The sequence below is a fragment of the Dyadobacter jiangsuensis genome (assembly GCF_003014695.1).
Lineage (GTDB): Bacteria > Bacteroidota > Bacteroidia > Cytophagales > Spirosomataceae > Dyadobacter > Dyadobacter jiangsuensis.
Genome location: NZ_PYAS01000006.1, coordinates 180951 through 205952 on the forward strand (window position 1 = coordinate 180951; position 25002 = coordinate 205952).

21 protein-coding genes and 1 pseudogene are annotated in these 25002 nt (G+C 51.2%); 14 read left to right on the forward strand and 8 right to left on the reverse strand.

The features are described 5' to 3' along the window. The first annotated feature begins 12 nt into the window (after positions 1 to 12). The 3 genes from CLV60_RS14130 (at position 13) to CLV60_RS14140 (ending at position 4617) form a co-directional block, all read left to right on the forward strand. The gene (locus tag CLV60_RS14130) at positions 13 to 1248 is read left to right on the forward strand and encodes a 3-phosphoshikimate 1-carboxyvinyltransferase (protein WP_106596013.1); all 1236 of its coding nucleotides are present in this window, start codon (positions 13 to 15) and stop codon (positions 1246 to 1248) included. A gap of 24 nt (positions 1249 to 1272) precedes the next feature. Next, positions 1273 to 2868, forward strand: a complete 1596-nt coding sequence (locus tag CLV60_RS14135; RefSeq protein ID WP_106596014.1) for an FMN-binding glutamate synthase family protein — start codon at positions 1273 to 1275, stop codon at positions 2866 to 2868. Positions 2869 to 2952: 84 nt separating this feature from the next. Continuing rightward, positions 2953 to 4617, forward strand: coding sequence for a S8 family peptidase (locus CLV60_RS14140; protein ID WP_106596015.1), 1665 nt, complete (start codon positions 2953 to 2955; stop codon positions 4615 to 4617). Here the strand turns inward: CLV60_RS14140 and CLV60_RS14145 are convergent. Then, positions 4604 to 5143 (reverse strand): NUDIX hydrolase, encoded by a 540-nt coding sequence (locus tag CLV60_RS14145; RefSeq protein ID WP_106596016.1) that lies wholly within the window; start codon positions 5141 to 5143, stop codon positions 4604 to 4606. The two genes, CLV60_RS14140 and CLV60_RS14145, sit on opposite strands and share 14 nt — an antisense overlap. Positions 5144 to 5219: 76 nt before the next feature. Between CLV60_RS14145 and CLV60_RS14150 the strand changes: the two genes are divergently transcribed. After that, positions 5220 to 6125 (forward strand): DUF2911 domain-containing protein, encoded by a 906-nt coding sequence (locus CLV60_RS14150; RefSeq protein ID WP_106596017.1) that lies wholly within the window; start codon positions 5220 to 5222, stop codon positions 6123 to 6125. A 115-nt stretch (positions 6126 to 6240) separates the two neighbouring features. Here CLV60_RS14150 and CLV60_RS14155 read toward each other — a convergent pair whose 3' ends face one another. Genes CLV60_RS14155 through CLV60_RS14165 form a run of 3 tightly spaced genes read right to left on the reverse strand, consistent with a single transcriptional unit; the run spans position 6241 to position 8119 of the window. Beyond that, on the reverse strand, positions 6241 to 6849 hold the full coding sequence (locus tag CLV60_RS14155; RefSeq protein WP_106596018.1) for a trimeric intracellular cation channel family protein: 609 nt from the start codon (positions 6847 to 6849) through the stop codon (positions 6241 to 6243). 13 nt (positions 6850 to 6862) lie between these two features. Next, entirely contained in the window at positions 6863 to 7684 is an 822-nt protein-coding gene (locus CLV60_RS14160) for a thymidylate synthase (protein WP_106596019.1), read from the reverse strand. 6 nt (positions 7685 to 7690) lie between these two features. After that, positions 7691 to 8119 (reverse strand): OsmC family protein, encoded by a 429-nt coding sequence (locus CLV60_RS14165; protein WP_106596020.1) that lies wholly within the window; start codon positions 8117 to 8119, stop codon positions 7691 to 7693. A 296-nt stretch (positions 8120 to 8415) separates the two neighbouring features. Between CLV60_RS14165 and CLV60_RS14170 the strand changes: the two are divergent. The 6 genes and pseudogenes from CLV60_RS14170 to CLV60_RS14195 form a co-directional block, all read left to right on the forward strand. After that, positions 8416 to 8667, forward strand: a pseudogene (locus tag CLV60_RS14170) (4a-hydroxytetrahydrobiopterin dehydratase); the annotation flags it as partial. Next, positions 8664 to 9368 (forward strand): 16S rRNA (cytidine(1402)-2'-O)-methyltransferase, encoded by a 705-nt coding sequence (gene rsmI / locus CLV60_RS14175; RefSeq protein WP_106596022.1) that lies wholly within the window; start codon positions 8664 to 8666, stop codon positions 9366 to 9368. The pseudogene CLV60_RS14170 and the gene rsmI, both read left to right, overlap by 4 nt. Further along, a complete protein-coding gene (locus tag CLV60_RS14180; RefSeq protein ID WP_106596023.1) occupies positions 9358 to 10587 on the forward strand; it encodes a lipoprotein N-acyltransferase Lnb domain-containing protein in 1230 nt (409 codons plus the stop codon). The genes rsmI and CLV60_RS14180 overlap by 11 nt, the downstream gene beginning before the upstream one ends. Further along, on the forward strand, positions 10553 to 11347 hold the full coding sequence (locus CLV60_RS14185) for an inositol monophosphatase family protein (RefSeq protein WP_106596024.1): 795 nt from the start codon (positions 10553 to 10555) through the stop codon (positions 11345 to 11347). The genes CLV60_RS14180 and CLV60_RS14185 overlap by 35 nt, the downstream gene beginning before the upstream one ends. Positions 11348 to 11574: 227 nt before the next feature. Further along, complete coding sequence (locus tag CLV60_RS14190) at positions 11575 to 12111, forward strand: YfiT family bacillithiol transferase (RefSeq protein WP_106596025.1); 537 nt, start codon at positions 11575 to 11577, stop codon at positions 12109 to 12111. A gap of 17 nt (positions 12112 to 12128) precedes the next feature. After that, positions 12129 to 12287, forward strand: a complete 159-nt coding sequence (locus CLV60_RS14195; RefSeq protein ID WP_106596026.1) for a FeoB-associated Cys-rich membrane protein — start codon at positions 12129 to 12131, stop codon at positions 12285 to 12287. Positions 12288 to 12416: 129 nt separating this feature from the next. Here the strand turns inward: CLV60_RS14195 and acs are convergent, their stop codons facing one another. Further along, positions 12417 to 14306 carry an acetate--CoA ligase gene (gene acs, locus CLV60_RS14200; protein WP_106596027.1) on the reverse strand — a complete coding sequence of 630 codons (1890 nt, stop codon included), beginning with the start codon at positions 14304 to 14306 and terminating at the stop codon, positions 12417 to 12419. A 247-nt stretch (positions 14307 to 14553) separates the two neighbouring features. Here acs and CLV60_RS14205 point away from each other — a divergent pair, with 247 nt between their 5' ends. Next, positions 14554 to 15780, forward strand: a complete 1227-nt coding sequence (locus tag CLV60_RS14205) for a THUMP-like domain-containing protein (RefSeq protein WP_229210969.1) — start codon at positions 14554 to 14556, stop codon at positions 15778 to 15780. On the opposite strand, the gene CLV60_RS14210 is transcribed toward CLV60_RS14205, so the two are convergent. Both CLV60_RS14210 and CLV60_RS14215 read right to left on the reverse strand, forming a co-directional pair. Continuing rightward, a complete protein-coding gene (locus tag CLV60_RS14210) occupies positions 15773 to 16129 on the reverse strand; it encodes an ArsC family reductase (RefSeq protein WP_106596029.1) in 357 nt (118 codons plus the stop codon). The genes CLV60_RS14205 and CLV60_RS14210 overlap by 8 nt on opposite strands. Positions 16130 to 16155: 26 nt before the next feature. Continuing rightward, on the reverse strand, positions 16156 to 17556 hold the full coding sequence (locus CLV60_RS14215; RefSeq protein WP_106596030.1) for a dicarboxylate/amino acid:cation symporter: 1401 nt from the start codon (positions 17554 to 17556) through the stop codon (positions 16156 to 16158). Positions 17557 to 18033: 477 nt separating this feature from the next. On the opposite strand from CLV60_RS14215, the gene CLV60_RS14220 reads away from it, so the two are divergent. From CLV60_RS14220 to CLV60_RS14230, 3 genes are read left to right on the forward strand one after another with little or no spacing between them, the layout of a single operon-like run. Then, positions 18034 to 18885: a universal stress protein gene (locus tag CLV60_RS14220; protein WP_106596031.1), complete on the forward strand. Its 852-nt coding sequence runs from the start codon at positions 18034 to 18036 to the stop codon at positions 18883 to 18885. A 9-nt stretch (positions 18886 to 18894) separates the two neighbouring features. Continuing rightward, complete coding sequence (corA, locus tag CLV60_RS14225; protein WP_106596032.1) at positions 18895 to 20025, forward strand: magnesium/cobalt transporter CorA; 1131 nt, start codon at positions 18895 to 18897, stop codon at positions 20023 to 20025. Positions 20026 to 20061: 36 nt separating this feature from the next. Beyond that, positions 20062 to 22536, forward strand: coding sequence for a bifunctional UDP-N-acetylmuramoyl-tripeptide:D-alanyl-D-alanine ligase/alanine racemase (locus tag CLV60_RS14230; protein WP_106596033.1), 2475 nt, complete (start codon positions 20062 to 20064; stop codon positions 22534 to 22536). Positions 22537 to 22539: 3 nt separating this feature from the next. Here the strand turns inward: CLV60_RS14230 and ppk1 are convergent, their stop codons facing one another. After that, positions 22540 to 24864, reverse strand: coding sequence for a polyphosphate kinase 1 (gene ppk1, locus CLV60_RS14235; RefSeq protein WP_106596034.1), 2325 nt, complete (start codon positions 24862 to 24864; stop codon positions 22540 to 22542). Between the last annotated feature and the right edge of the window lie 138 nt (positions 24865 to 25002).

The following is a 25002-nucleotide window of genomic DNA, read 5'->3' on the forward strand; positions in this document are numbered from 1 at the left end:
CATATCTGAAAAGTGAAATCCATTCTCGTTCATCCCCCCCAACAACCCATACGTGCTGAAATACAGCTTGCCGCATCCAAAAGTGAATGTAACCGTGCGCTGATCATCAATGCGCTTACCGGCTTCCAGTCCGAGTTGACCAACATTTCCGAAGCCCGCGACTCGCAAACCATGCTCCGCCTGCTCAATTCCGACGACGCCGTGGCGGACGTAATCGATGCAGGAACGACAATGCGCTTTCTGACGGCCTATTTCGCGGTGACTAACCAGAAGAAAACCATGACGGGCACGCCACGCATGTGCGAACGCCCGATCGGGATCCTGGTGGATGCGCTGCGCAAGCTCGGGGCGGATATCACCTACGAAAAAGTGGAAGGCTACCCGCCGCTCCAGCTGAATGGTTTCAATTACTCGGGAAACAATGAACTGACTATGCGCGGCGACGTGAGCAGCCAGTACATTTCAGCATTGCTGATGATCGCGCCGCAGTTACCCGCTGGTCTGAAAATCAAACTCGAAGGCGAAGTTGGTTCAAGGCCCTATATTGAAATGACTTTGAACCAGATGGCGCATTTCGGAATCGAATACATCGCCGACTGGGAACACAATGTATTGACTATCCCGCCATTCAAATACCAGCCAAAACCCTATGCGATCGAGTCAGACTGGTCGGGTGCGAGCTACTGGTACAGCATTGTGGCTTTGGCCGAAGATGCGGAAGTCGAATTGCTGGGATTGAAGAAAAACTCACTGCAAGGCGATAGCGCAATCGTCGACATTATGCGCCACCTGGGCGTGGAAAGTGTATTCACTGACCGCGGCGTGCTTCTGACCAAAATTCCTGCAAAAGCATCACTCGGCTGGGATTTCACCAACTGCCCTGATTTGGCGCAAACCGTCGCAGTTATTGCTGCCATTAAAAAGATCCGCTTGTCGCTTACCGGCATCGAAAGCCTCAAAATCAAGGAAACCGACCGCGTGTTTGCATTGCAGCAGGAGCTCAAAAAGCTCGGCGCTGAATTGAATGAAATTGAAAAAGACCATTTATACGAAGTAACGACCCTTACCGACATCCCGACTGATCCGGTACCCTCTATTCACACCTACGACGACCACCGTATGGCGATGGCGTTCGCGCCCGTAGGCATGGTGAGCGACATCCTGATCGAAGAACCGGGCGTGGTCGTAAAATCCTACCCCGGCTACTGGAAAGACCTCGCGAAGGTTACCACCTGGGAAGAAGTTTAGAATATTCACCATTTGGAATTGTTTATGGAAACTGTCTGGTCCTTCCTGGCATCAGTGCCTGTTTGGCTCTATATTATCCTGGCTATCGCTGCCATTATCGCGCTCAGGGATGTTTTACAGAAGCGGCACACCATTCAGCATAACTTTCCATTGGTAGGGCATTTCCGGTATATGATCGAGACGATCGGGCCGGAGCTGCGCCAGTACATTGTAGCCAACAACCGGGAGGAGCTGCCGTTTAACCGCCGGCAGCGCTCCTGGATTTATGCTTCTTCCAAGAAGGAGAACAACTACCAGGGCTTCGGCACCGACCAGAATATGCAGGAAGCGGGTTATGTGCTGATTAAGCCTTCCATGCTGCCTTACCGCGTGGATTCCACTCACAGCCACCACGTCAAAAACGGCAACGATCCCCACCATTATACCATTCCGAGCGCCAAAGTCATTGGCGCGTACCACCAACGCAAGCGGCCTTACCGCCCGCGCTCGGTCGTGAACGTGAGCGCGATGAGCTACGGATCGCTTTCTGCCCGTGCAATTGAGTCACTAAACAAAGGCTCTTTCAAATTCGGCAACTACCATAATACCGGCGAGGGCGGGCTTTCGCCTTACCACAAATATGGTGCGGACGTGGTTTTCAATATGGGTACGTCCTATTTCGGCGTGCGGGATGATGAAGGGAATTTTGTCATGGAAAAGCTCGTGAAGCTGATGCAGAACAACCCTACCGTTCGGATGATTGAGCTGAAACTGTCTCAAGGCGCCAAACCCGGCAAAGGAGGCGTGCTGCCGGCCAGCAAGATTACAGCCGAAATCGCCGAAATCCGCGGGGTACCGATCGGGAAGGATGTTGTTTCGCCTCCGTATCACAGTGCTTTCTCGAATGTGCGTGAAATGATTGACTTCATTGAAGCCATGGCTGCCGAAACCGGCTTGCCGGTAGGCATCAAATCGGCGGTAGGTAAAACGGAAATGTGGGAAGAGCTGGCCGACCTCATGGTCGAAACCGGCAAAGGCCCCGACTTTATTACCATCGACGGCGGCGAAGGCGGTACCGGCGCTGCCCCTCCGTCATTTGCAGATCACGTGTCGCTGCCGCTCGTTTTTGCATTCAGCACAGTTTATAAAATATTCCAGAAACATAACCTCAACGACAAGATCACATTTATTGCTTCGGGCAAACTTGGCTTGCCTGCGCAGGCGGTGATGGCCTTCGCTATGGGCGCCGACATCATTAACGTGGCCCGCGAGGCAATGCTCTCAATCGGCTGCATTCAGGCGCAGAGCTGCCACACCAACCGCTGTCCTACCGGTATTGCCACGAACAACAAATGGCTGGAATCCGGTATCGACCCGACATTGAAAAGTGAGCGGTTCAATAACTACATGAAGACGCTCGCGAAGGAGATTATCGAAATCACGCATGCTTCGGGCTACGAGCATCCCTGCCAGTTTGGAATGAAAGACATCGATATTTCAATGGGAGATAACAACCGGACCATTACTCTGGCCGATAATTATGGTTATCTCAAAACTGTCGTGCCCTTCCCCGGCATCAAAGCATTGCTCGAATGCGACCACCTCGGCGGCCGCGATATACCGGGCGAAAAAGTAGCCTAGCCACAGGATAACCGCCACAATTTTGCCTTTGGAGAAGTATATGGAAAAAGAAGCAATGAACGTTGCTTTCAAAAAACCGTGTCCATGAAAAAAACTTTACTGCTTACCGTATTTACATTCGTTTTAGCCCAGGCTACCGCTTTCGCACAGAGTTATCCGAGATATCTGGTCCTGTTTAAGCAAAAATCCGAGGGAACTTATTCGCTTGATAAGCCTACCGAATTCCTGTCGCAGCGTGCTGTCGAGCGTCGTAAAAAACAAAATATCGCCATCACCGAAAACGACTTGCCGGTAGAGCAAATTTATCTTTCCCTGATACGCCAGACTGGCGGAAAAATCATCTACCCGACCCGCTGGTTCAATGGGGCATTGATTGAAGCCTCCGACGCTCAGCTGGCGCAAATCAAGGCCATGCCATTTTACAAGGGCATCGAGCTAAACCTGCCGGTGGCCAATATTACTTCTAAATCACCCGGCATTGCGCGCACCGCAGCTACGCATCAAAAATTAGGCACAACCGCCGATATCGATTACGGCAAAATGAATACGCAGCTCGCGCTCATGGAAGTGGCCGATATGCACAAAAAAGGCTTCCAGGGCGAAGGTATGCTCATTGCCATTCTCGATAATGGTTTTGCCAAAGGCGATGAAGTCCCCTATTTCAAACAGGTGCGCGATGAAAAACGCATTATCGACACCCACGATTTCGTGGCCCGCGACGGCAATATTTACAACGATGGCTTTCATGGTCTGAATGTGATGTCGACGATCGCCGGTTATCTGCCCGGCACATTGGTAGGTACCGCATTCAAAGCCTCATTTGCATTATATGTAACAGAAAACAATGCCGGTGAATCACCCTATGAGGAAATAACCTGGCTCATGGCCGCCGAACGTGCCGATAGCCTCGGCGCGGACGTGATCAACTCTTCTCTTGGCTACACCACGTTCGACGACGAATTCGACTCGCCCGCCTACAACCATACCTACAAGGACATGGACGGCAAAACGACAATCGTGAGCCGCGCAGCGCGTTACGCCACGCGTAAGGGCATTCTGGTGGTAAATTCGGCGGGTAATGACGGAAACAACAGCTGGCACTATATCGGCGCGCCGGCCGATGTGGATTCGGTACTGACCGTCGGGGCGACGAACACCGATCGTAGTTACGCGTCGTTGAGTTCGGTGGGGCCTAACTCCGCCGGGGTGCAGAAACCCGATGTATCAGCGGTAGGCGCGGGAGCCGTCATAGGTGACCTCACCGGCGGCGCTTCCAGCGGTTACGGCACTTCATTTTCAGCTCCGCAAATCGCCGGTGTTGCCGCTATTCTCTGGCAGGCATTTCCGAATCTGACAGCGCAGCAGATTATTTATGTACTAAAAAAATCAGGGCACCTGGCGGCGACACCCGACAATATGCTAGGCTATGGCGTACCTAATCTGATTAAAGCACAGGAAATCGCTCAAAATGAATTTTCCCCACTGGGTACCGAGGGAGAGCTCCTGAGCTCCGTCATTCTTTCGCCCAATCCGGCGCAGGATGAAGTGACGCTCACCATTCCGCAAACCCTGATTGGTAAAACAGCGCATGTAAGCGTATATGCAGCAAGCGGGGCAACCATGCATACGGCCTCAACCCGCCTTACGGGAAAGCACACCATCGCCACAGGCTATCTGGGATCCGGCCTCTACCTCGTCCGGCTCAAAGTGGACAACCAGGAAAGAACGTTGAAGTTTATAAAGCGCTAGTTTTCCGGACCATCCGCATAATCGACTCAGAGTCGTTGGAATGCTGTACCTCGGAAACAGGTACCCATTGTACGTCTTTGGATTCGCTGTTGAGCACAATCTCCTGTCCTTCCACAGCTTTGAATGCGAAGCGGATATCGTAATGGTAGTGCTCGGGTATTTCTTTGTTGGCGGGAATTACATGCACATCGACGTCGAAAATTCCGTCTTTCAATGCTTGCAGGTCGGAAATACCGGTTTCTTCCATTACCTCTTTCATTGCTACTTCGCGCACGTCGGGATCACCATCGCAATGGCCGCCCGGCTGAAACCAGCGGTCGAGCTTACGGTGATGCATCAGAAGTACCGCGTCTTTTCCCGGCGAGAGCACCCAGCCGGAAGCCGTAATGTGCCCGATCAGCAGGCTGCGTTCGAAACACTCGGGATGCTGTTTCACAAAATCGACCGTATCATGATGCATTTCAGCCTCTAAGCCCTGCTCCGGTTCGTATGATGCGAGCAATGCGAGCAAACTGTCCCTTTTCATTTAGACTATCTGGTTTTTTCGTTCTAATTTCACCACAAGTTTAACAACTGAAAGCAATAAACCACCTTATTCGAAAATGAAAAAGTATCTATTATCCATGTCCCTCGCTGCCCTGCTGGCAACCAGTGCAATGGCACAGCGCGTGCCGGCTCCGAGCCCCGCAGCCACAGTAATGCAAACCGTAGGTGTAACCGATTTCACCGTCAAATATTCCCGTCCGTTCCTCAAAGGCCGTAAGGTATTCGCCGATGGCTCGGCGCTCGCTCCGTATGACCAGATCTGGCGCACCGGTGCCAACATGGCAACCGTTTTCGAAGCAAGTACCGAGTTCACATTCGGCGGCAAAAAGGTACCGGCAGGCAAATACGCATTGTTTTCGATTCCGAATGGTGCAGCCTGGACGGTTATTCTGAACAAAGACTACAACCAGGGCGGCAGCGACACCTATAAAGAATCGGAGGATGTTGCGCGTACTATGGTAGTACCTACTTCGAGTGAGTTCAACGAAGCATTCAAAATCGAAATCGAGCCCGTAACCGACAGCACGGCATTCCTGAACCTGTCGTGGTCGTCCGTAAATATCCCCGTTCCTCTTGCGGTCAATACCGAGTCGCTCACCATGACAGCGCTGAACAAAGCCGTAGCCGAGAAACCCGAGGATGTAGCCACATTGCAAAGCACGGCCGCTTACATGCTTTCAAAAGGCAAAGATTTGCAGGTAGCATTGTCATTGGCCGACAAGGCGATCGGCTTGAAAGAATCGTTCGGTGCATTGTGGACCAAAGCGCAGATTTTGAACAAACTGGGCAAAACCGCCGAAGCAATTCCCGTAGCACAAAGAGCATTGACAGTAGGCGCAGCAGCTCCCGACGGCGCTTACAACTTCTACAAGCCGCAAGTTGAAAAAGCCATTGCCGAAATGCAAGCCAAAGCCGCACCGGTAAAAGAAGCGGTTTCAACCGTTAAAAAGAAGAAGAAATAATTAGACTGTCAGCCTGAGCGGAGTCGAAGGCCGGTACGGTACCGCGCTTCGACCGCCGGGCGGCCCCGTCCGCTCAGCGTGACATTTTAGCCGCATTTGATACAGCCTTACCTTTTTATCTGAAAAAGCGGGGAACGCTCCATCCATTGCGCACTGCCAGAATGCGGATCACGATGATTACCATCGCCGACAAAATGAATGTGGTATTCCGCTCCACACCGAATCTGTCGAGGATCAGGTACACGCACGCGCCCGTAAAGCACGCGGTCGCGTACACTTCCTTCCGGTAAATGATCGGGATTTCGTTTGTCATTACATCCCGGATCACCCCGCCCATAGTGGCCGTAAAAACGCCCATGATCACCGCAATCTCCGGCCTTACGCCCAAATTCAAGGCCTTTTCGGTCCCTACCAACGTAAAAAGTGCAATTCCGAAAGTATCGAACAGGAACAGCGTTTTCCGCAGCCTGAGCAGGAATTTGTAAAAAATAAATGTGACAATAATACCCAGGATAATGGCGTGGATGATCGTGATATCACTGATCCACACCAGCGGGTAACTGTCCAGCAGCACATCGCGCAGCGTACCGCCACCGATGGAAGAAATAAAGGCTGTGAAGCTCGCACCAAACCAATCCTGGTGCTTCTGATCCTTCACAGCCAATGCGCCGGAAATCGCGAATGCGAACGTCCCGACGATCTCTAATATGTATTGAATGCTCATCCCGCGACGAATATTACACCGCTACCGGGGCCTTGATACCCGGCCAAGGGTTGTAGTTCCGAAGTTCGAAATCCTCGAAACGGAAATCCAGCACATTCCTCACCTCCGGATTCAAAATCATTTGTGGTAATTCGCGCGGCTCGCGACTGAGTTGCGTTTCTACCTGTTCCAAATGGTTGAGGTAAATATGCGTATCACCGCCTGTCCACACGAAATCGCCCAGGTCGAGGTCGCATTCGCGGGCGATCATCATCGTGAGCAATGCATAGCTGGCAATGTTGAATGGCACGCCGAGGAAAACATCCGCACTCCGCTGATAGAGCTGGCAGGAAAGTTTGCCTTTCGTTTCACCAGCCTCGGTATCGGGTGGTGCCACATAAAACTGGAACAAAGCGTGGCAAGGATGCAGCTTCATCTGCGGCAGCTCTGCCGGATTCCAGGCCGAAACGATAATGCGGCGCGAATCCGGCGAGTTCTTGAGTTGTTTCAAAACCTCCTGCAACTGGTCTACCGACTGGCCATTCGGGCCTTCCCAGCTCCGCCATTGCTTGCCGTAAACCGGCCCAAGGTCGCCGTTTTCGTCGGCCCACTCGTCCCAGATCGACACGCCGTGTTCTTTCAGGTAGCCGATATTGGTATCGCCCTGCAAAAACCACAAGAGCTCGTGGATGATCGATTTGGTATGTACCTTCTTGGTCGTCACCAGCGGGAAACCCTTTTTCAGGTCAAAACGCATCTGGTAACCGAACACGCTGATCGTGCCGGTGCCCGTCCGGTCGGTTTTCCTGACGCCCTCTTTCAGGATGTGGCGCAGCAGGTCGTGGTATTGTTGCATGTTTATTTAAACTGAGGCGATTTCAACGTCATAGGTAATGGTCGCCAGCGCTTCCAGCTGAGCGGTTGCGGAGCAGTATTTCTCCATCGAAAGGCCGATCGCACGCTGGATCTTGGCCTCGTCGAGGTTCACACCCGCGAATTTGAATGTCAAATGGATTTTCCGGAACGGCTTGCGCTGGGTATCGGGTTCCTGCTCACGGTCACCGTCGGCCACGATGCGGAAATCGGTGATTTCCTGACGCTGTTTTTTGAGGATCAGCACCACATCGATGGCGCTGCAACTTGCAAGACCCATCAACAACAGTTCCATCGGCCTCACGCCGAGGTTCTGGCCACCGATTTCGGGCGAGCCATCGGTATGTACTTTTACTTCGGAGGAACCGGTGCCTTCGAAATGGAAGGCGTCATCTACGCGGACTAGTTCTACTTTCATAATGTTTGCCTTCTTTATCGAAAGGCTCGTTAATTATTAATGAATGGCGCGACTGGCGCGAAGCTCCCGCTTCGTGCCCACTATGCGGAGGCCTCTGGCCGACATGACCAACCGCCCCTACCATCTCTAAAGCTTTTACAACCGGCCAAAGTTCAAATATACTCGATCGGTCTTGAAAGGGCTAAGTCGGCGTGCAATTTCACGAAGAATAGCCTTATATTCGGGTGCAGAAATCCAGCCTGCCGCCAGTAATGCGGCAAGCCCTGGCATAAGTATTTTGGCAAAACCAACTCAACAAAACACCGAAAACCATGTGGCAGGAAGAAGATAACAAACTCAAAAAGAGCTTTTCATTCAAGGATTTCCGGGCAGCTTTTGCCTTTATGAACAAAGTGGCCGATGTGGTGAACGAAATGGATCATCATCCCTACTGGACGAATATGTACAACAAGGTCAGTTTTGAATTGAATACCCATGATGCCGGCGGCGACGTAACCGAAAAGGACCATAAGCTGGCCGCGGCGATCGACCGGATTTATAACGCATGAAACTTTACATAGTACCCACGCCGATCGGCAACCTCGAAGACATTACATTAAGGGCTATCAACGTACTGAAAAGCGTTGACGCGGTCCTGGCGGAAGATACCCGTACATCCGGGAACCTGCTCAAACACCTGGGCATTTCCAAGCCATTGCACAGTTACCACATTCATAACGAGCACCAGACCGTCGCACGCGTGGTGGAGCGCATCCGCAAAGGTGAGACGATGGCGCTGGTATCCGACGCAGGCACTCCCGCCGTTTCCGACCCGGGCTTCCTGCTCGTGCGCGCCTGCATCCGCGAGGGCGTACTCGTGGAATGCCTGCCCGGGCCCACGGCATTTGTGCCTGCGCTCGTCAACTCCGGCCTGCCCAGCGACCGGTTTACATTCGAAGGCTTCTTGCCGCACAAAAAAGGAAGGCAAACCCGCCTGCAAAACCTGGCTAGTGAAGAACGTACGATGATTTTCTACGAATCGCCGCACCGGCTCGTGAAAGCATTGCAGCAGTTCGCCGAGCATTTCGGCGCCGACAGGCAAGTTTCAGTTTCAAGGGAATTAAGTAAAATGTTTGAAGAAAACGTGCGCGGGACTGTGACCGAGGTCATCGCACATTTCGGTGATAAGCCTGTAAAAGGTGAAATCGTAATTGTAGTGGCTGGCAAAGCCGATGAAAAAAGAAAATCGAACGACGAAGATGAGGATTAAACATTTAAGATTAACCCTATTAATCTGCCTTGTCTGGCTTGCCATGCCGCTCGTTTCTCGGGCCCAATTTGGTATTCTGAGTCCGTCGGCAAAAATCAGTCTGGTTACCGTGGCCCCCGGACAGCAGCTCTATTCCGGCTTCGGGCATAGCGTATTATGGGTTTACGACCCCATGACCGGCGTCGACCGGGCATTCAACTATGGTACATTCAGTTTTCAGGAAGGTAATTTTTACATTAAATTCCTGAGAGGCACATTGCCTTATAGCGTCTCTGTTTCGCCGCTTTCCTATCAGATCGCGCATTATCAGGAAGAAAACCGCTCCATTTCCGAGCAAGTCTTGAATCTTTCGATTCCCCAAAAACAAAGGCTGTACAACTTTCTTGAAAACAACTACCTCCCCGAGAATCGGGAATACCAATACAAGTTCTTTTACGACAACTGCGCCACCCGCATGACCGTCGCATTGAAGGCGGCCGTGGGCGACAGCCTGATTTACAATGGTTATACCAAAGAAAAGCGGAGTTTCCGGCAGTGGATCGACCTGTACGCGTTCAAACAAAATCCCTGGGCTGATTTCGGAATGGACCTTGCCATTGGCGCTCCTTCCGACGAAATCGCGACACCGGAGCAGGCCACTTTCCTGCCCGATAACCTCGCCACCGCATTTGCCGACGCAAAAGTAAAAACGGCCACCGGTACGGCACCGCTCGTTTCATCGACCCGACCGATATTCACCGCCGCCCCATTTCCGCCGCCAAGCCCCCTTACACCCACGGTTGTATTCTGGTCGCTCGCGATCCTGACACTGGCATTTACCTATTGGCAAATCCGCACCGAACGTATCAATTTTGTATTTGATAAAGTACTTTTCGGCATTGCCGGCATTGCGGGATGGATTATTCTGCTGCTTTGGTTTGGCACCAACCACGGCGTCACCAGCTGGAATTACGATGTGCTTTGGGCATTTCCGCTTTGGATGCCGCTCATTTTCTCCCTTTCGAAAAAGCGGAAACCAAGTTGGTTTCAATTTCTGTTGATTTTTTATGCATTCCTCTTACTTTGCGCAACGGGTAACCTCGCAAAGCATAACCTGGTGTTAATACCCATCCTGGCGATGCTGATCATCAGGGTTTACTATATTAACAATTCACTTTCAAAAATTCCCCAAAAGGAAATTGCGTATGGATCTGGAGTTGCTGACACAAAAAACCATTGAAATAGTAAGGCAGGCGTCCTCATTTATCCAGCAGGAAGCAGCCCTTTTTTCGCGTGACAAAATCGAGTACAAAGACCTCAACAACCTCGTTTCCTATGTTGACAAAGAGGCTGAAAAGCTGCTTGTAGCCGGCTTGAAGGAAGTCCTCCCGGAAGCCAGCTTCATTACCGAGGAAGGCACCACCGGCCAGGAGCCCGATCCGGATGCACTGAACTGGATCATCGATCCGCTCGACGGCACCACCAACTTCATCCACGGCATTCCCGTGTATTGCGTGAGCGTGGGCCTCGCCCGCGGCAAAGAGTTGCTGATTGGCGTAATCCACGAGCCGAGCCTGAACGAAATGTTCTACGGCTGGCAGTGCGGAGGCGCCTGGTGCAATGGGAAAAACATCAAAATATCCACGGTACCGCAACTGGCCGACGCCCTGGTGGCAACCGGCTTTCCCTATTACCGGTTCGAGAAGCAGAAACGCTATATGTACATTCTCGAACTGCTCATGCAAAGGACGCACGGCATTCGGCGTATGGGCGCCGCGGCCGTGGATCTCGCCTATGTTGCAGCAGGCCGTTTCGACGGTTTTTATGAATACAACCTGAACTCCTGGGATATGGCCGCAGGAACGCTACTCATTAAAGAGGCAGGCGGCATTGTAACGGATTTCAATGGCGGCGATAATTACCTTTTCGGAGGTGATATTATTGCAGCCGCACCCGGCGCACATCCCGAACTCGTCCAAGTAATAAGTGAAAATTTTTGAACGATTAAAAGTCAAGAGGCCAGGAAGTCAAGGAGTCAAGAATTGTCATTTATAGTCATGTTTAGTCATTTATAGACACTAGCAGAGCAGTACTCAAATTAAAAACAACACCTGACTACAAATGACAACACGTGACTACACCTGACTACACCTGACTACACATGACAACACGTGACTACACCTGACTATAAATTACCCATCACGCATTCACTCATTAGTACCGTACCATGAACCAAAACGAACTCCGCTACCCCATCGGCGAATTCCAATCGCAGGAAAGTTACACGCCGCACGAGGTCAAATCGAATATACAGATTATCAGCGCATTGCCGTCCAAGTTCATCAACCTGCTGGGCAATTGGGATGATCATCGTTTCGACACGCCCTATCGGCCGGATGGCTGGACGGTCCGTCAGCTGATCCACCACGTGGCCGACAGCCATATCAATGCCTACACCCGTTGCAGGCTGGCCTTGACGGAGGATAACCCTACGATCAAACCTTATGAAGAACATTTGTGGGCTGAGCTGCCGGATGCCAAGGCAGCGCAGGTAGAACTATCGCTGCAATTGTTGCGCTATGTGCATTTGCGTTGGGTACTACTGCTCAATTCGCTGGATGAAAACGATCTGGCAAGAACTTATTTCCACCCCGGTTCGCAAAAGTCGTTCCGCCTCGATGAGGTCATTGCCAATTACGCGTGGCATAGCGAGCACCATTACCAGCACGCTTTCAGGCTGGCACAGCGGAACAATTGGCAGTAAAATGCAGTTAAAGAACTATGGAGCAGCAAATCATCATTTGGGCATTGTTTCTGATCGCGGCCGGCTACATGGGCTGGCGGATCTGGAAAGCATTCGACCGGCGCAATAGCGGCGGATGCGCGAAAGGGTGTGGTTGTGCTGCCGATAAAGTGAGACCGCGGACTGCCGAACGTTGACCGCCGACCACTGACCGCCGAATGCTTTTGTTGTAACTTCATGCAATCGGCGGTCGGTCGTCAATTGTCAAAGCATATAAGTGAAAAGGCCCCAATCGGGGCCTTTTCACTTATATGCACATCCAAATCTTACAATGCACCTGACTTGATCTCGTCAACCACCGCTGGATCGAGCAGCGTCGATGTATCGCCCAGGTTGCTTACATCCCCTTCCGAAATCTTCCTCAGAATGCGGCGCATGATCTTGCCTGAGCGCGTTTTAGGCAAACCGGATACGAATTGAACCTTGTCGGGCTTCGCGATCGGGCCGATAATGCGGGAAACCGTAGCCGAAATATCTTTGCGGAACATTTCGGGGTCCTCCGGCGTGTGCTCGGTGATCACGTATGCATAAATACCCTGACCTTTGATGTCATGTGGGTAACCTACTACCGCTGATTCTACCACGCCGAGGTGCATATTGATCGCATTCTCCACCTCCGCGGTACCAATGCGGTGCCCCGAGACGTTCAATACGTCGTCCACACGACCGGTAATGCGGTAGTAACCATCCTCGTCACGCAAACATCCGTCGCCGGTGAAATACTTGCCTGGGTAAGTCGAGAAGTAGGTTTGGCGGCAACGCTCGTGGTCGCCGTAGGTGGTGCGGATAATACCCGGCCACGGGAATTTGATACAAAGGTTACCGCTCACGCCGTTTCCTTCGATCTCATTGCCGCTTTCGTCCACCAACACTGGTTGAATTCCCGGCAATGGCAATGTCGCGAATGTCGGTTTCTCAGGCGTAACACCTGCGAGTGGGGAAATCATGATACCACCATTCTCGGTCTGCCACCACGTATCTACCAGCGGGCAGTGATCGCCGCCGATGTTGGTTTTGTACCAATGCCATGCTTCTTCGTTGATCGGCTCTCCTACGGAACCCAGTTTTTTCAATGAAGAGAAATCATGTCCTTTTACATAATCCAAACCAAAGCCCATCAGCGAGCGAATGGCCGTCGGAGCGGTGTAAAGGATATTAACTTTATGTCTTTCAACGATTTTCCAGAAACGACTTGCATCCGGGTAGGTAGGAACGCCTTCGAATACCACCGAAGTAGCACCATAGCAAAGCGGGCCGTACACGATGTAGCTGTGACCGGTGATCCAGCCAATATCTGCCGTACAGAAATGCACCTCTCCGGGCTCATACTGGAACACATTCGCGAACGTGTAGGTCGCATAAACCATGTAGCCACCGCAGGTATGTACCACCCCTTTCGGCTTGCCTGTCGAACCGGACGTATAGAGAATGAACAGCATATCCTCGGCGTCCATCGGCTCGGCCGGACATACAGAGTTCACTTGTTTCACCTCGTCTTCCCACCACAGGTCACGGCCTTTCAGCATGTGCACAGGGGTGCGGGTGCGCGTGAGCACGATCACCTTTTTCACCGTCGAGCATTGTACCAATGCCTCGTCCACGGTATCCTTCATCGGGATCACTTTCGACCCACGGAATGCACCGTCGGAAGTGATCACCATCGAACATTCGGCGTCGTTAATGCGGTCAGCGATGGATTTCGCGGAGAAACCACCAAAAACCACCGAATGCACCGCACCGATACGTGCACACGCGAGCACGGCAATCGCCAGCTCGGGTACCATCGGCAGGTATATACAAATGCGGTCGCCCTTTTTCACGCCGTGCTTTTTGAGCACGTTGGCGAAACGGCAAACCTGTTCAAACAAAACATGGTAGGTAAGCGTCACCGCCTGATCCTCGGGATTGTTGGGCTCCCAGATAATCGCGGGCTGATCGCCGCGTTCGGCCAGGTGACGGTCGAGAGCGTTCTCGGTGATGTTCATCACACCGCCTTCGAACCATTTTGTACGCGCTTCCTGAAAGTCCCAGCTAAGCACTTTCTTCCACGGTTTACGCCATTGAAATTGTTGGGCTACTTCCGCCCAGAAACCTTCGGGATCGTCTACACTTTGTTGGTAAGCAACCTTGTACTCTTCAAAGGTCTTAATTCTCATGATAAATAAAGGTTTTAACAGGAAATTTAGGATTTGGCTGTGAAGTTATAATTTTCATTTGGTTAGTCCTACTTGCACAGAAACAGTATTACGGACACTTGCAGGCCATTTTATTGATAATCAATCGATAGCAGAAGATCAGCAATTGTTATCATTCTAATAATATTTCAAAATCCCTTCACGCGGCACCGCTATTACCGCCACTGGGCAAAAAGATGTACTTTCGGGCTTCGAACTAATTGAGCAAATGAGCAAAGGGCAAGAAATGGCAATGAACGGCGATATGCAGGAAAGATTGACGGAAGCGGAAATCACGTTCATCCGTGAACATTTGTACGATAATCCCGGTGATTTGATCCTGAAAGCCGGCAAGTTCAAAGGGGTGGATGTGAAGAAGCTCGCGGCACAGATCCAGTCGCGCCAGAAAGCATTGAAAAAACTGCCGGAATGGTCCGCCAATGAAAACCTGATTTTCCCGCCCGCCCTGTCTGTGGAACAATGCTCATCGGAAGCCACGGCGCATTACAAGGCAGGTATTGTCTCCGGCCAAACGCTCATCGACATCACCGGCGGCATGGGTATCGATTGCTACTACATGAGCCGCAGCTTTACCGAAACCCACTATTTTGAACAACAACCCCAGGTAGCCTCCGCAGCCGCATACAACTTTGCACAGCTGGGCGCCACACGCATACACGTACACGCAAGCGAGTCGCTGACCGCATTGCAGGGCGGCCTCACTGCCGACTGGCTCTACGCCGACCCGGCCCGCCGTGACGCCAACAAGGAAAAAGTTGTGCGCCTGGCCGATTGTACACCCGACGTCGCCGGAAATGCAGCATTACTTTTAAATGCAGCCCCAAACATTTTAATCAAAACCTCTCCCCTGCTTGACATTGACCTGGCATCGAAAGAGCTCCAAAAGCTGAAAGAGGTGCACGTAATGGGTTACGAACAGGAGTGTAAGGAACTGCTTTTCGTACTCGACCGCGAAATGCCGGAGCAGGATTTCAAGATCAAAGTTCGCATGATCGACGCTGCCGGGCGGCCCATTCACCAACTGGATTTTGACCGTGAAGAAGAGCGGAATGCATTAGTAGGTTATTCCAAGCCGTTGGCCTATTTGTATGAACCGCATGCCGCTATACTGAAAGCGGGCGCATTCAAAACCCTCTGCCCGCGGTTCCAGGTGGATAAACTGGCCATGCACAGCCAATTATACACCTCCGAGAATTACGTTGATGCGTTCCCTGGCCGCAGCTTTAAGGTCGTGGCCGTTTGCAAGCCCGATATCCGGGATATTTCGCAGCACATCCCAGGCGATAAAGCCAATATCACCACCCGCAATTTTCCTGCAAAACCGGAAGAATTAAGGAAGAAGTGGAAAATCAAAGATGGTGGCGACCATTACCTGTTCGCCACTACCCTTGCCGATCAATCGAAAGTCGTGATCGTTTGCGTGAAACCTATTTGAGGTAGGTCTCTTCGTAGATTTTTTCATTGTAACCCAGCGTCAGGGCCTTGCCGTTTTCATCCTCGATAACGGGGCGTTTAATCGCCGTAGGGTTCGATGACAACAGTTTCGCAGCGGATTTCGCGTCGGTTACCTTCGCTTTCTCCTCTTCACTAAGCTCTTTCCAGGTGGTGGAAGCCTTATTCAGGACTTTATCCCACGGGAATTCGCTGAACCAGCTGCTTACTTTCTCCGGACTGATGCCGTCCTTTCTGTAATCGTAAAACTGGTAAGCCACCTTGTTTTTTTCGAGCCAGGTGCGGGCTTTTTTAATGGTATCGCAATTCGGGATTCCGTAAAGGGTCAACATAAAAATTTACTCTGAAAATGACTGGATTAAACTTCGGTAGCTGCGGGCTCTTCCACAACCTTGTCCGAATTGTGCATTTTCTCATCATCGAGTTCGCCTTCCCAACGGGCGATAACCGCGGTTGCGAGACAGTTACCGGTCACATTCACAGAGGTACGTGCCATATCCATCAGTTCGTCGATCCCCATGATCAGCAATACAGGCCATTCGGGCATGCCAAAGTTAGCGATCGCGCCCAACAATATCACCAAAGTAGCACGCGGGATACCGGCCACGCCCTTACTCGTAAGCATGAGCAGCAACACCATTGTAAACTGCTGCCCGATCGACATTTCGGTACCTGTCGCCTGCGCTACGAACACCGTCGCGAGCGCGAGGTACAACGTTGAACCGTCGAGGTTGAAACTGTAACCCGTTGGCATCACGAATGAAACGATCTGGCGCGGCACGCCGAACTTCTCCATTTTCTCCATCGCCTTGGGCAATGCGGACTCCGAACTGGTAGTAGCAAATGCAATGGAAACCGGCTCGAAAATGGCTTTCGCGAATTTGATCACCGGGATTCTGGCGATCATCGCGACCGGCACGAATACGATCAAAATGAAGACAATCAATGCACAATATAATGTAGCGAGCAATAATGCCAGGTTTTTCAAGACATCGATCCCCATGTGGCCTACCGTTTCGGCAATGGCCGCTCCCACCCCGATCGGCGCGAAATACATGATGATTTTGGTGAACTTAAACATCACCTCTGCAAGCAGTTCCACGCCATGCACGAACTTCTCCTTCTTCGCCGCGGGCAGCAATGCAAGGCTAATGCCGAAAAGCACACTGAAAACGACGATTTGCAGCACTTCACCATGATAAATGGATTTGGCCACGTTCTCCGGAAATGAATGCAGCACGATTTCCTGCCATGTTTGCTGGTTCACTTTCGGCAGGGTTGCATTCAGGCTTTCAGGCGGTACGATACCGACGCCCGGTTTGAACCAATTGGCAAACACCAGCCCGATGATCAATGCAAATGTGGTAACAACTTCAAAATACAACAGTGATTTCCAGCCCATGCGGCCCACCTGTTTCAGGTCGGAATGGCCTGCTATACCGGTCACTAGCGTTGCGAAAAGCAGCGGCGCGATCACCGTTTTGATCATTTGAAGGAATATCTGCCGCAGGAAATGCAGCTCGGTCCCCATCTTCGGGAAATCATAACCGATCTCCGTTCCTACGAGCATCGAGATCAGGATCGAGGTAGTAAGGTTCTTTTTCAGGATCGCGTATACGACCAGGCTCGCCAGCGCCAGCCAGCGCAGGCCTATGAGCACACTATCAGATAACGGCAGGAGACCGTAAGCACTTAAAACGGAGGCTATCGCGGCAATGGTAACCAGCACGATATTGATAATGGTAATCTTGCTCTTCATACAGAGAATTTGGTATCCTAGATTAGTTTGTAACGGTAAACTTATAAAAAATCAAATTAATGATTGTCAACACAACCAATGCATTTTACCCAAAACACAGAATTTAATTTATGTCTTGAATAAAAAGAATGAATGTTTGTACTAAACAGAAGAGAAAAAATAAAATAAACAATCGTTTACTTCAAAACCGCGAACCTATTGGACAAATGCAAAGCTGGACGACCGGGCCAGTGGATCGACCGCCGAGTGCTATTCATGGAAGATCGGGTTGCCGCGGCGGATCTGGATACAATTTGGCACAAAATTTGAAACGTCCGATATTAACCCAGCATTAAATCTTTCCAAACCGCGTCCGGGACCGTCTGAAATTGTGCCCGGAGCTCTGTTTGCGACCAAAAGATGATGAAAATCCTTGATTCAGGTTGCTAAAATCAATATGTTAGGACAATCCATACCCAAAACATAACTCTACCCGACATGAGAAGTATCCTGATTGCCATCGATTTTTCAGAAAATGCCGAGCGTGCTTTGGCCGCAGCAAAACTGATCGCCGAAAAAGATGCGACCGAATTGCTGATCCTGCACGCCTACCAACCTTATATAGCCGATGTAAACGTAACACCCGGCAATGTGATGCCCGGCATCGGTGGGGCCGATTTTCTGACGATGACCACTGAGCTGGAAGAAGAGTTTCATAAACGGCTCGACGACTATGCGGCCAGCCTGGTTGCAGAAGGCTACAATGCGAAGGCCATATGGACGCTCGGCACCGTGCAATCGGCCATTGAAGAGGCAATCAACGACCATGTGCCGGATATGATCGTGATCGGACGTACGGGCACCGGCGGCTTCCTCGACAAGCTGATCGGCAGCTCTGCTACGCACATCGCGCTCAACTCGCCTTGCCCGGTGCTGGTAGTACCTCCGCAAACCGAGCCAACGGAATTCAAGAAGGTGGTGTATGCGACCCAGTTCGAATACGAAGAAAACAATATCCTGCGCGAGGTGTTCGTGCTGATGAATCACCTCGGCGCCGACCTCACGCTGCTGAAAATCAACTCGGATACGCAGCCGGATATCCAGCCCGACAACCAGTACATCGCCGACATCAAGTCGCATTTCACGATCCGCGAAGGCCAGATCGTGATTCGGGAAGCAAAGCACGTGCTCGACGGCATCGAGGCCTATTGCGACGAGGTGCGGGCCGATCTGCTGATCATGTCTACGCGTGAACGATCATTTATTGAAGAATATCTGATCAATCCGAGCATTACACGCAAGCTCGTTGTGGATACACACGTACCTTTGCTGGTGTTTCACCTCAAATAACAAATTGGTTTGAACGGGACAGAAAGCGGCAAACCCGCCGGGGGCAGCAGCACCCGGAACGGCGGCAGAAAATCCAGAAAGTACCGTAAGCGTGGCCTGCTCACTTCGCCGGGCACGCTTACCTATATCGGTCCGGACATTGGCTTGAAGACCAAAATCCGCAGGATCCGGTATAGCGAGCATATGTACAAGGAAGAGGCCGTAAAGTCGCTGGACGAATGCCGGTCTGCCGAAAATGGCGAGAATTTTACCACGTGGCTGAATGTAGACGGTATTCACGAAATTCAGCTCATTGAGAAACTGGGAAAATTATACCATTTGCACCCGCTGCTGCTCGAAGACGTTGTGAACACCGAGCATAAGCCGAAACTGGAATTGTACGACACCGGACATCTGTTCCTGACCCTGAAAATGCTGCACGTCGATTCGGAATCGCCGATCAGCATTTCTTCCGAGCATGTGAGTTTTGTATTAGGCAAAAACTACGTACTGTCGTTCCAGGAAGAACTTACTTCCGACATTTTCACCACCGTCGAAAACCGGCTGGAAGCTTCCGTAGGCAAAACCCGCCGAAATGGACCCGACTACCTGCTGTTTGCATTGATGGACGTGGTTGTCGACAACTATTTTATCGTCCTGGAAAAACTTGGCGATGCACTCGACGCGACCGAAGACCAGGTGATCCGCGGCGTGCAGGAGCTATCACTCAAAGATATGTACGCATTGAAACGCGAGCTCACGCTGGCCCGCAGGCTGATATGGCCGCTGCGCGATATGGTCAACCAGCTCATCCGCGAGGATAACACGCAGATCAGTAAGGAGGTAATCCCCTACTACCGTGACCTTTACGACCACATTATGCAGGTACTCGACACTATTGACTCCTATCGCGAACTCGTAGCGAGCCTTGTCGACGTACATTTATCGACGATCAGCAACCGTATGAACCAGGTTATGAAAACGCTGACAATCTTCTCGGCCGTTTTCATGCCGCTGACGTTTATAGTGGGCGTTTACGGAATGAATTTCGAGTTTATGCCCGAGCTGAAAGAGCCCTATGGCTACTACTATGTCTGGGGATTGATGGCCGCCGTCACGATAGGGATGATATTTTATTTCAAAACTAAAAAATGGATGTAGATTGATACCTTTGTGCTCTGATTAACGAGCATTGGAATGAGTCTTACCGTCAATACATCCCCCATTGTAACCACACAAGCCCAGTACATCCTGACCGACAGCCGTCAGGTTTCTTTCCCAGGCCAGAGTATCTTTTTTGCCATCAAAGGTGAGCGCCACGACGGCCACCGTTTCCTGCCTGAGCTATATGCCGCAGGCGTGCGGGAATTTGTGGTGGAAGAAGCGGCATTCACCGGCGAACTGCGTGAAACCGCCGCCACGTGGGACGACGCGCAAATCTGGGTAGTAGCTTCGAGCATTCGTGCATTGCAGCAACTCGTGGCATCTAAAAGAAAGCAATTCGATATTCCGGTGGTGGGTATTGCGGGAAGTAATGGCAAGACGATCGTAAAAGAGTGGCTTGTACAGCTCCTATCGCCCGGCCGCAGCATTGTAGCCAGCCCGAAGAGCTATAATTCGCAGATCGGCGTACCACTTTCAGTATGGAATCTGAGCAAGGAGCATTCATTGGCGATTTTCGAGGCGGGTATTTCCAAGGCACACGAAATGGAATACCTGCAACCGGTCATGCAGCCTACGGTCGGCATTTTCACCAATATCGGGCCTGCGCATGATGATGGTTTCCGAAGCCGCAAACAGAAGATCACCGAAAAGCTGCGCCTTTTTACGAAGGTCAAAAAGCTTATTTATAGAAAAGATTACCACGAAATAGACGAGGAGATCAGCCTGATCCTGAAACCGGTGAATGCATTCCTCGAAACACTGAGCTGGGGAAGCAACTATTCCGGTTCTCATGTGCAGGTGACTTACACGCCGCAGAAAGACAAAACCGTCATTTCCCTTACCGGAAAGCTTGGCAACCATAGTTTCGAAACCGGCTTCCGCGACGATGCTTCGCTTGAAAACCTGACGCATTGCATCGTTTTCCTTCTCGATTTCGGGCTCGAACCGGCCGTTATCCAGGAGAGAGTGCTGCTGCTCAAACCGGTTTCCATGCGTTTGGAACTCAAAGAAGGCATCAATCACTCCTACATTATCGACGACGCTTATAACAATGATTTGCAGGGCCTTTCGATGGCGCTGAACTTTCTCGCGCAGCAAGAGCAGCGGAACCGCAAAACCGTAATCCTGTCGGACGTGCTGCAAACCGGCCAGACCCCGACTGAGTTGTACAAAATGGTTGCCCGCCTGCTGAGTGAAAAGAGCATTGATCGCCTCATTGGTATTGGAAAACAGATCAGCAGCCAGGCATCGCTGTTCGATATTCCGGAGCAGGAGTTTTACGACGATACCGACACTTTCCTCAAAACATTTGCCTTCCACACGCTGGCTGACACGCTCGTGCTCGTGAAGGGCGCGCGACCATTTTCTTTCGAGCAAATCGTACACCGCATTCAGCAGAAGGCTCATGGCACCGTGCTCGAAATCAACCTGGATGCATTGGTGCACAACCTGAACTACTACCGCGCGAGAGCCGGACAGGGCACAAAAATCATGGCGATGGTAAAAGCATTCGCCTATGGCAGCGGCAGCTCGGAAGTGGCTGCATTACTGCAATACCACCGTGTCGATTACCTCGGCGTAGCCTATACCGACGAGGGCGTGATGCTGCGCCAAAGCGGCATTACCTTACCGATCATGGTCATGAATGCGACGCTGCCCACTTTCGACCTCTTGTGGCAGTATAAGCTGGAACCGGAAATTTACAGCCGCCGCATCCTCACCGACTGGCTCGAATATATTTCGAGGAAAGGCGAACCTGCCAATACGCCGTCCGTGCATTTGAAACTCGATACGGGTATGCACCGGCTCGGTTTCGTGAAGGATGATTATGAATGGCTGGTAACGCAGCTTCGTGCGAACCCCGCATTGAAAGTCGCAAGCATTTTCACCCATTTGGTAGGTGCCGATGAAGGTGTCCACAATGAGTTTTCCCGAAAGCAGTATGCACAGTTTATCGAAGGTGCAGAGCTGATCGAGCAGACTTTGGGCTACAAAACCATAAAACACATCCTGAACTCGGCCGGAATCGTGCGTTTCCCGGAATACCGCCTCGATATGGTGCGATTGGGTATCGGATTGTACGGCGTGGAAGCTACCGGGCAGGACCAGCGTTCGTTGCAGTCGGTGGGCACGCTGAAAACCATTGTCTCGCAAGTAAAATACCTCACATCGGGTGAAACCGTGGGATATAGCCGCAAAGGCGTCGTCGATCACGACTCGGCCATTGCTACACTCGCGATCGGCTATGCCGACGGTTACGACCGCGGCCTCGGAAATGGTGTAGGTAAGGTGTGGGTTAATGGCACATTATGCCCTACTATCGGTAATGTGTGCATGGACATGACCATGATCGACGTCACGCATGCCCAGGTAGAAGAAGGGGATGAAGTGATCGTTTTCGGTAAGGAAGTCCCTATTACAGAACTCGCGAAAACCATCCACACCATCCCCTACGAGATCCTGACGGGCATTGGTGACCGCGTCAAGCGTGTATTTTTTAAAGAATAAAGCTTATTGGCCGGTTTCGGCTTGCTGCGCTACTTCGGCATCGTCAGATTCGGGAGTAGCGCTTTTTTCTTTCTCTTTGTTTTCAATGCGCAGGTCCTCTTCCTCGAACAAATGTGTAGCCATTACCTGGTCCAGCGTAACGTCGTAGAATGCCTGATGCACGTTCAGCGGTTCGCTGCCTTCTTCGATCTCGCATTTGATGTAGTTACCATCTTCCTGCAATTCATAGGCGTTCACATTGTCTTTCAGGCTGTAATACAAAATATGGATCGCCTCCTGGCGCACGCGAGGGTCAACCAGCTTGAAAAGCGACTCGATGCGTTTGTCAAAGCTGCGCACCATGGCATCGGCGCTACCTCCGTAAACCAGCGGGTTGCCGTTCTGATGAAAATAGAAAATGCGGGAGTGTTCCAAAAAGTCGCCTACCAGCGAGCGGACGGTGATATTTTCGCTTAATCCTTTACGCTGCGGGCGCAAGCAGCACATGCCGCGTACGATCAGTTTAATCGGCACACCTGCTTCGGAAGCCTTGTACAGCTCATAAATCGTGTCACGGTCTTCCAGGGAATTTATTTTAATACAAATACCACTCTTCAAACCTGCCTTCGCATTCTCGGCCTCCTGCTGGATGAGCTCGATGAGCTTCGCACGCATGTAACGTGGGGCGGTAATCAGGTTCTGGTATTCCGATGGGATCGAATGCCCCGTAATGACGTTGAAGAATTCCGAAATATCGTGGGTATACTCTTCATTGGACGTCAGAAGGCCAGTATCGGTGTACAAACGGGAAGTATCCTCATTATAGTTACCGCTCGACAAGTGCGCGTAACGCAGTACCCGGTTGCCCTCATTACGAACGATCAGCAACAGTTTGGTATGCGTTTTTAGCAAACCAATACCATAAATCACGAAACAGCCCGCTTTTTGCAAACGCTGCGCTTCCTTGATATTATTCTCCTCATCAAACCGTGCCTTCACCTCGAACAATACTGCTACGTGCTTGCCGTTCTCGGCCGCGTGCAGAAGTGCTTCCGTCACGCGCGAGTTTTTCGCGAGGCGATAAATCGTCAGTTTGATCGACAGTACCTTGGGATCTTCCGCCGCTTGTTCGAGCAGCTGCAATACCGGCTCGAAGTTGTTGTAAGGATGGTGCAACAGGATATCCCGCTCCCGCATTACCTCAAAAATATCGGGAATGCGTTCGCGTTCCAGTCCCAGCGGCGGCACCGGCGGGCGGGTTGGCGGGATCTGGTCTTTGAATTCCGGATGTTTGATAATGCCCCACAGTGCCGTGAAATCGATCAGCGCGTCGATCATGAACACGTTGTGGTCGTCGATCTCCCAACGCTTTTTGATGAGATTCAGCAAATCAGGGTTCACATCAGGTTCAATCGAAACCTGCACTACCCTACCCAAACGGCGGCTTTTAATCTTCTGCTTGATTTCATCGATGAAATCCGCTTCGATATCGTCGCTTTCTTCCAGGGTAAAATCACCGTTACGGCTGATGCGGAACAGGTTCGCCGAAACGATATCGACATTCCGGTACAACTTGTTGATATGCGCCTTTGCGATGTTTTCAATGGGCAAAAACAACAGTTCCTCCTCCCGCTCGATCACGTAGAAACGCGGCAAGTTGGGTGGAAGCTGCACAAATGAGAGCTTTCTGTCTTCTTCGGAGGTGGTACCTTTCACTTGCGTGATCACACCCAGGATAAGCACTTTCGCGAGCAGGACGGGAAATGCGTGTGTATAATCGAAGAGCATCGGTGTCAGCATCGGATACACCGTGCGGTCAAAGTATTCTTCCACCGCAACGTGCTCTTCGCTGGTAATTTCGTCCATCCCGATAATGCGGAACCCATGATTCGCAAAAAGCGGCATCAGCTGGTTCTTGTAGCATTCGTTCTGCCGGCGCACAAAATCGTGCACTTCCTTCATCAATACTTTGCGGAAAGGAATCTCGCGCAGGCCCGAGTAATCGAGGCGCTCTTTGCCGAAATCGAGGTAGTTGTAAAGGCTGCCTACGCGTATCGTGAAAAACTCGTCGAGGTTGGAAGAAGTGATGGCCAGGAATTTGAGCCGGTCGAACAGGTTACGCTCTTCGTTGGTAGCCTGGTCGAGCACGCGGTCGTTGAACTTCATCCAGCTGAGGTCCCTGCTGATCAGGTCGCTTTGCTGCATTTGGTTATTGGCCTTTTCCGACGAACTGACCGCCTTGGCATCCTCTGCCGCCGCCGGTTCCTTCGGACTTTTGAACAATGCGAACAAATTGGTCAGCTTACTTCGTTTTTCATTGCTATATATATTGTCGGATGAGCCGGACATAACGTTATGCTATTAAAAAGGTGTATCAGGATGGCAATAAAAATTCAACGAATCTAAACAATCTATTGTTTTCGGGTCGATGAAGTTTGTGTTAAATTTTCGTTCCAAAAAGAAACGGATGACCGTGTTTCACAGCCA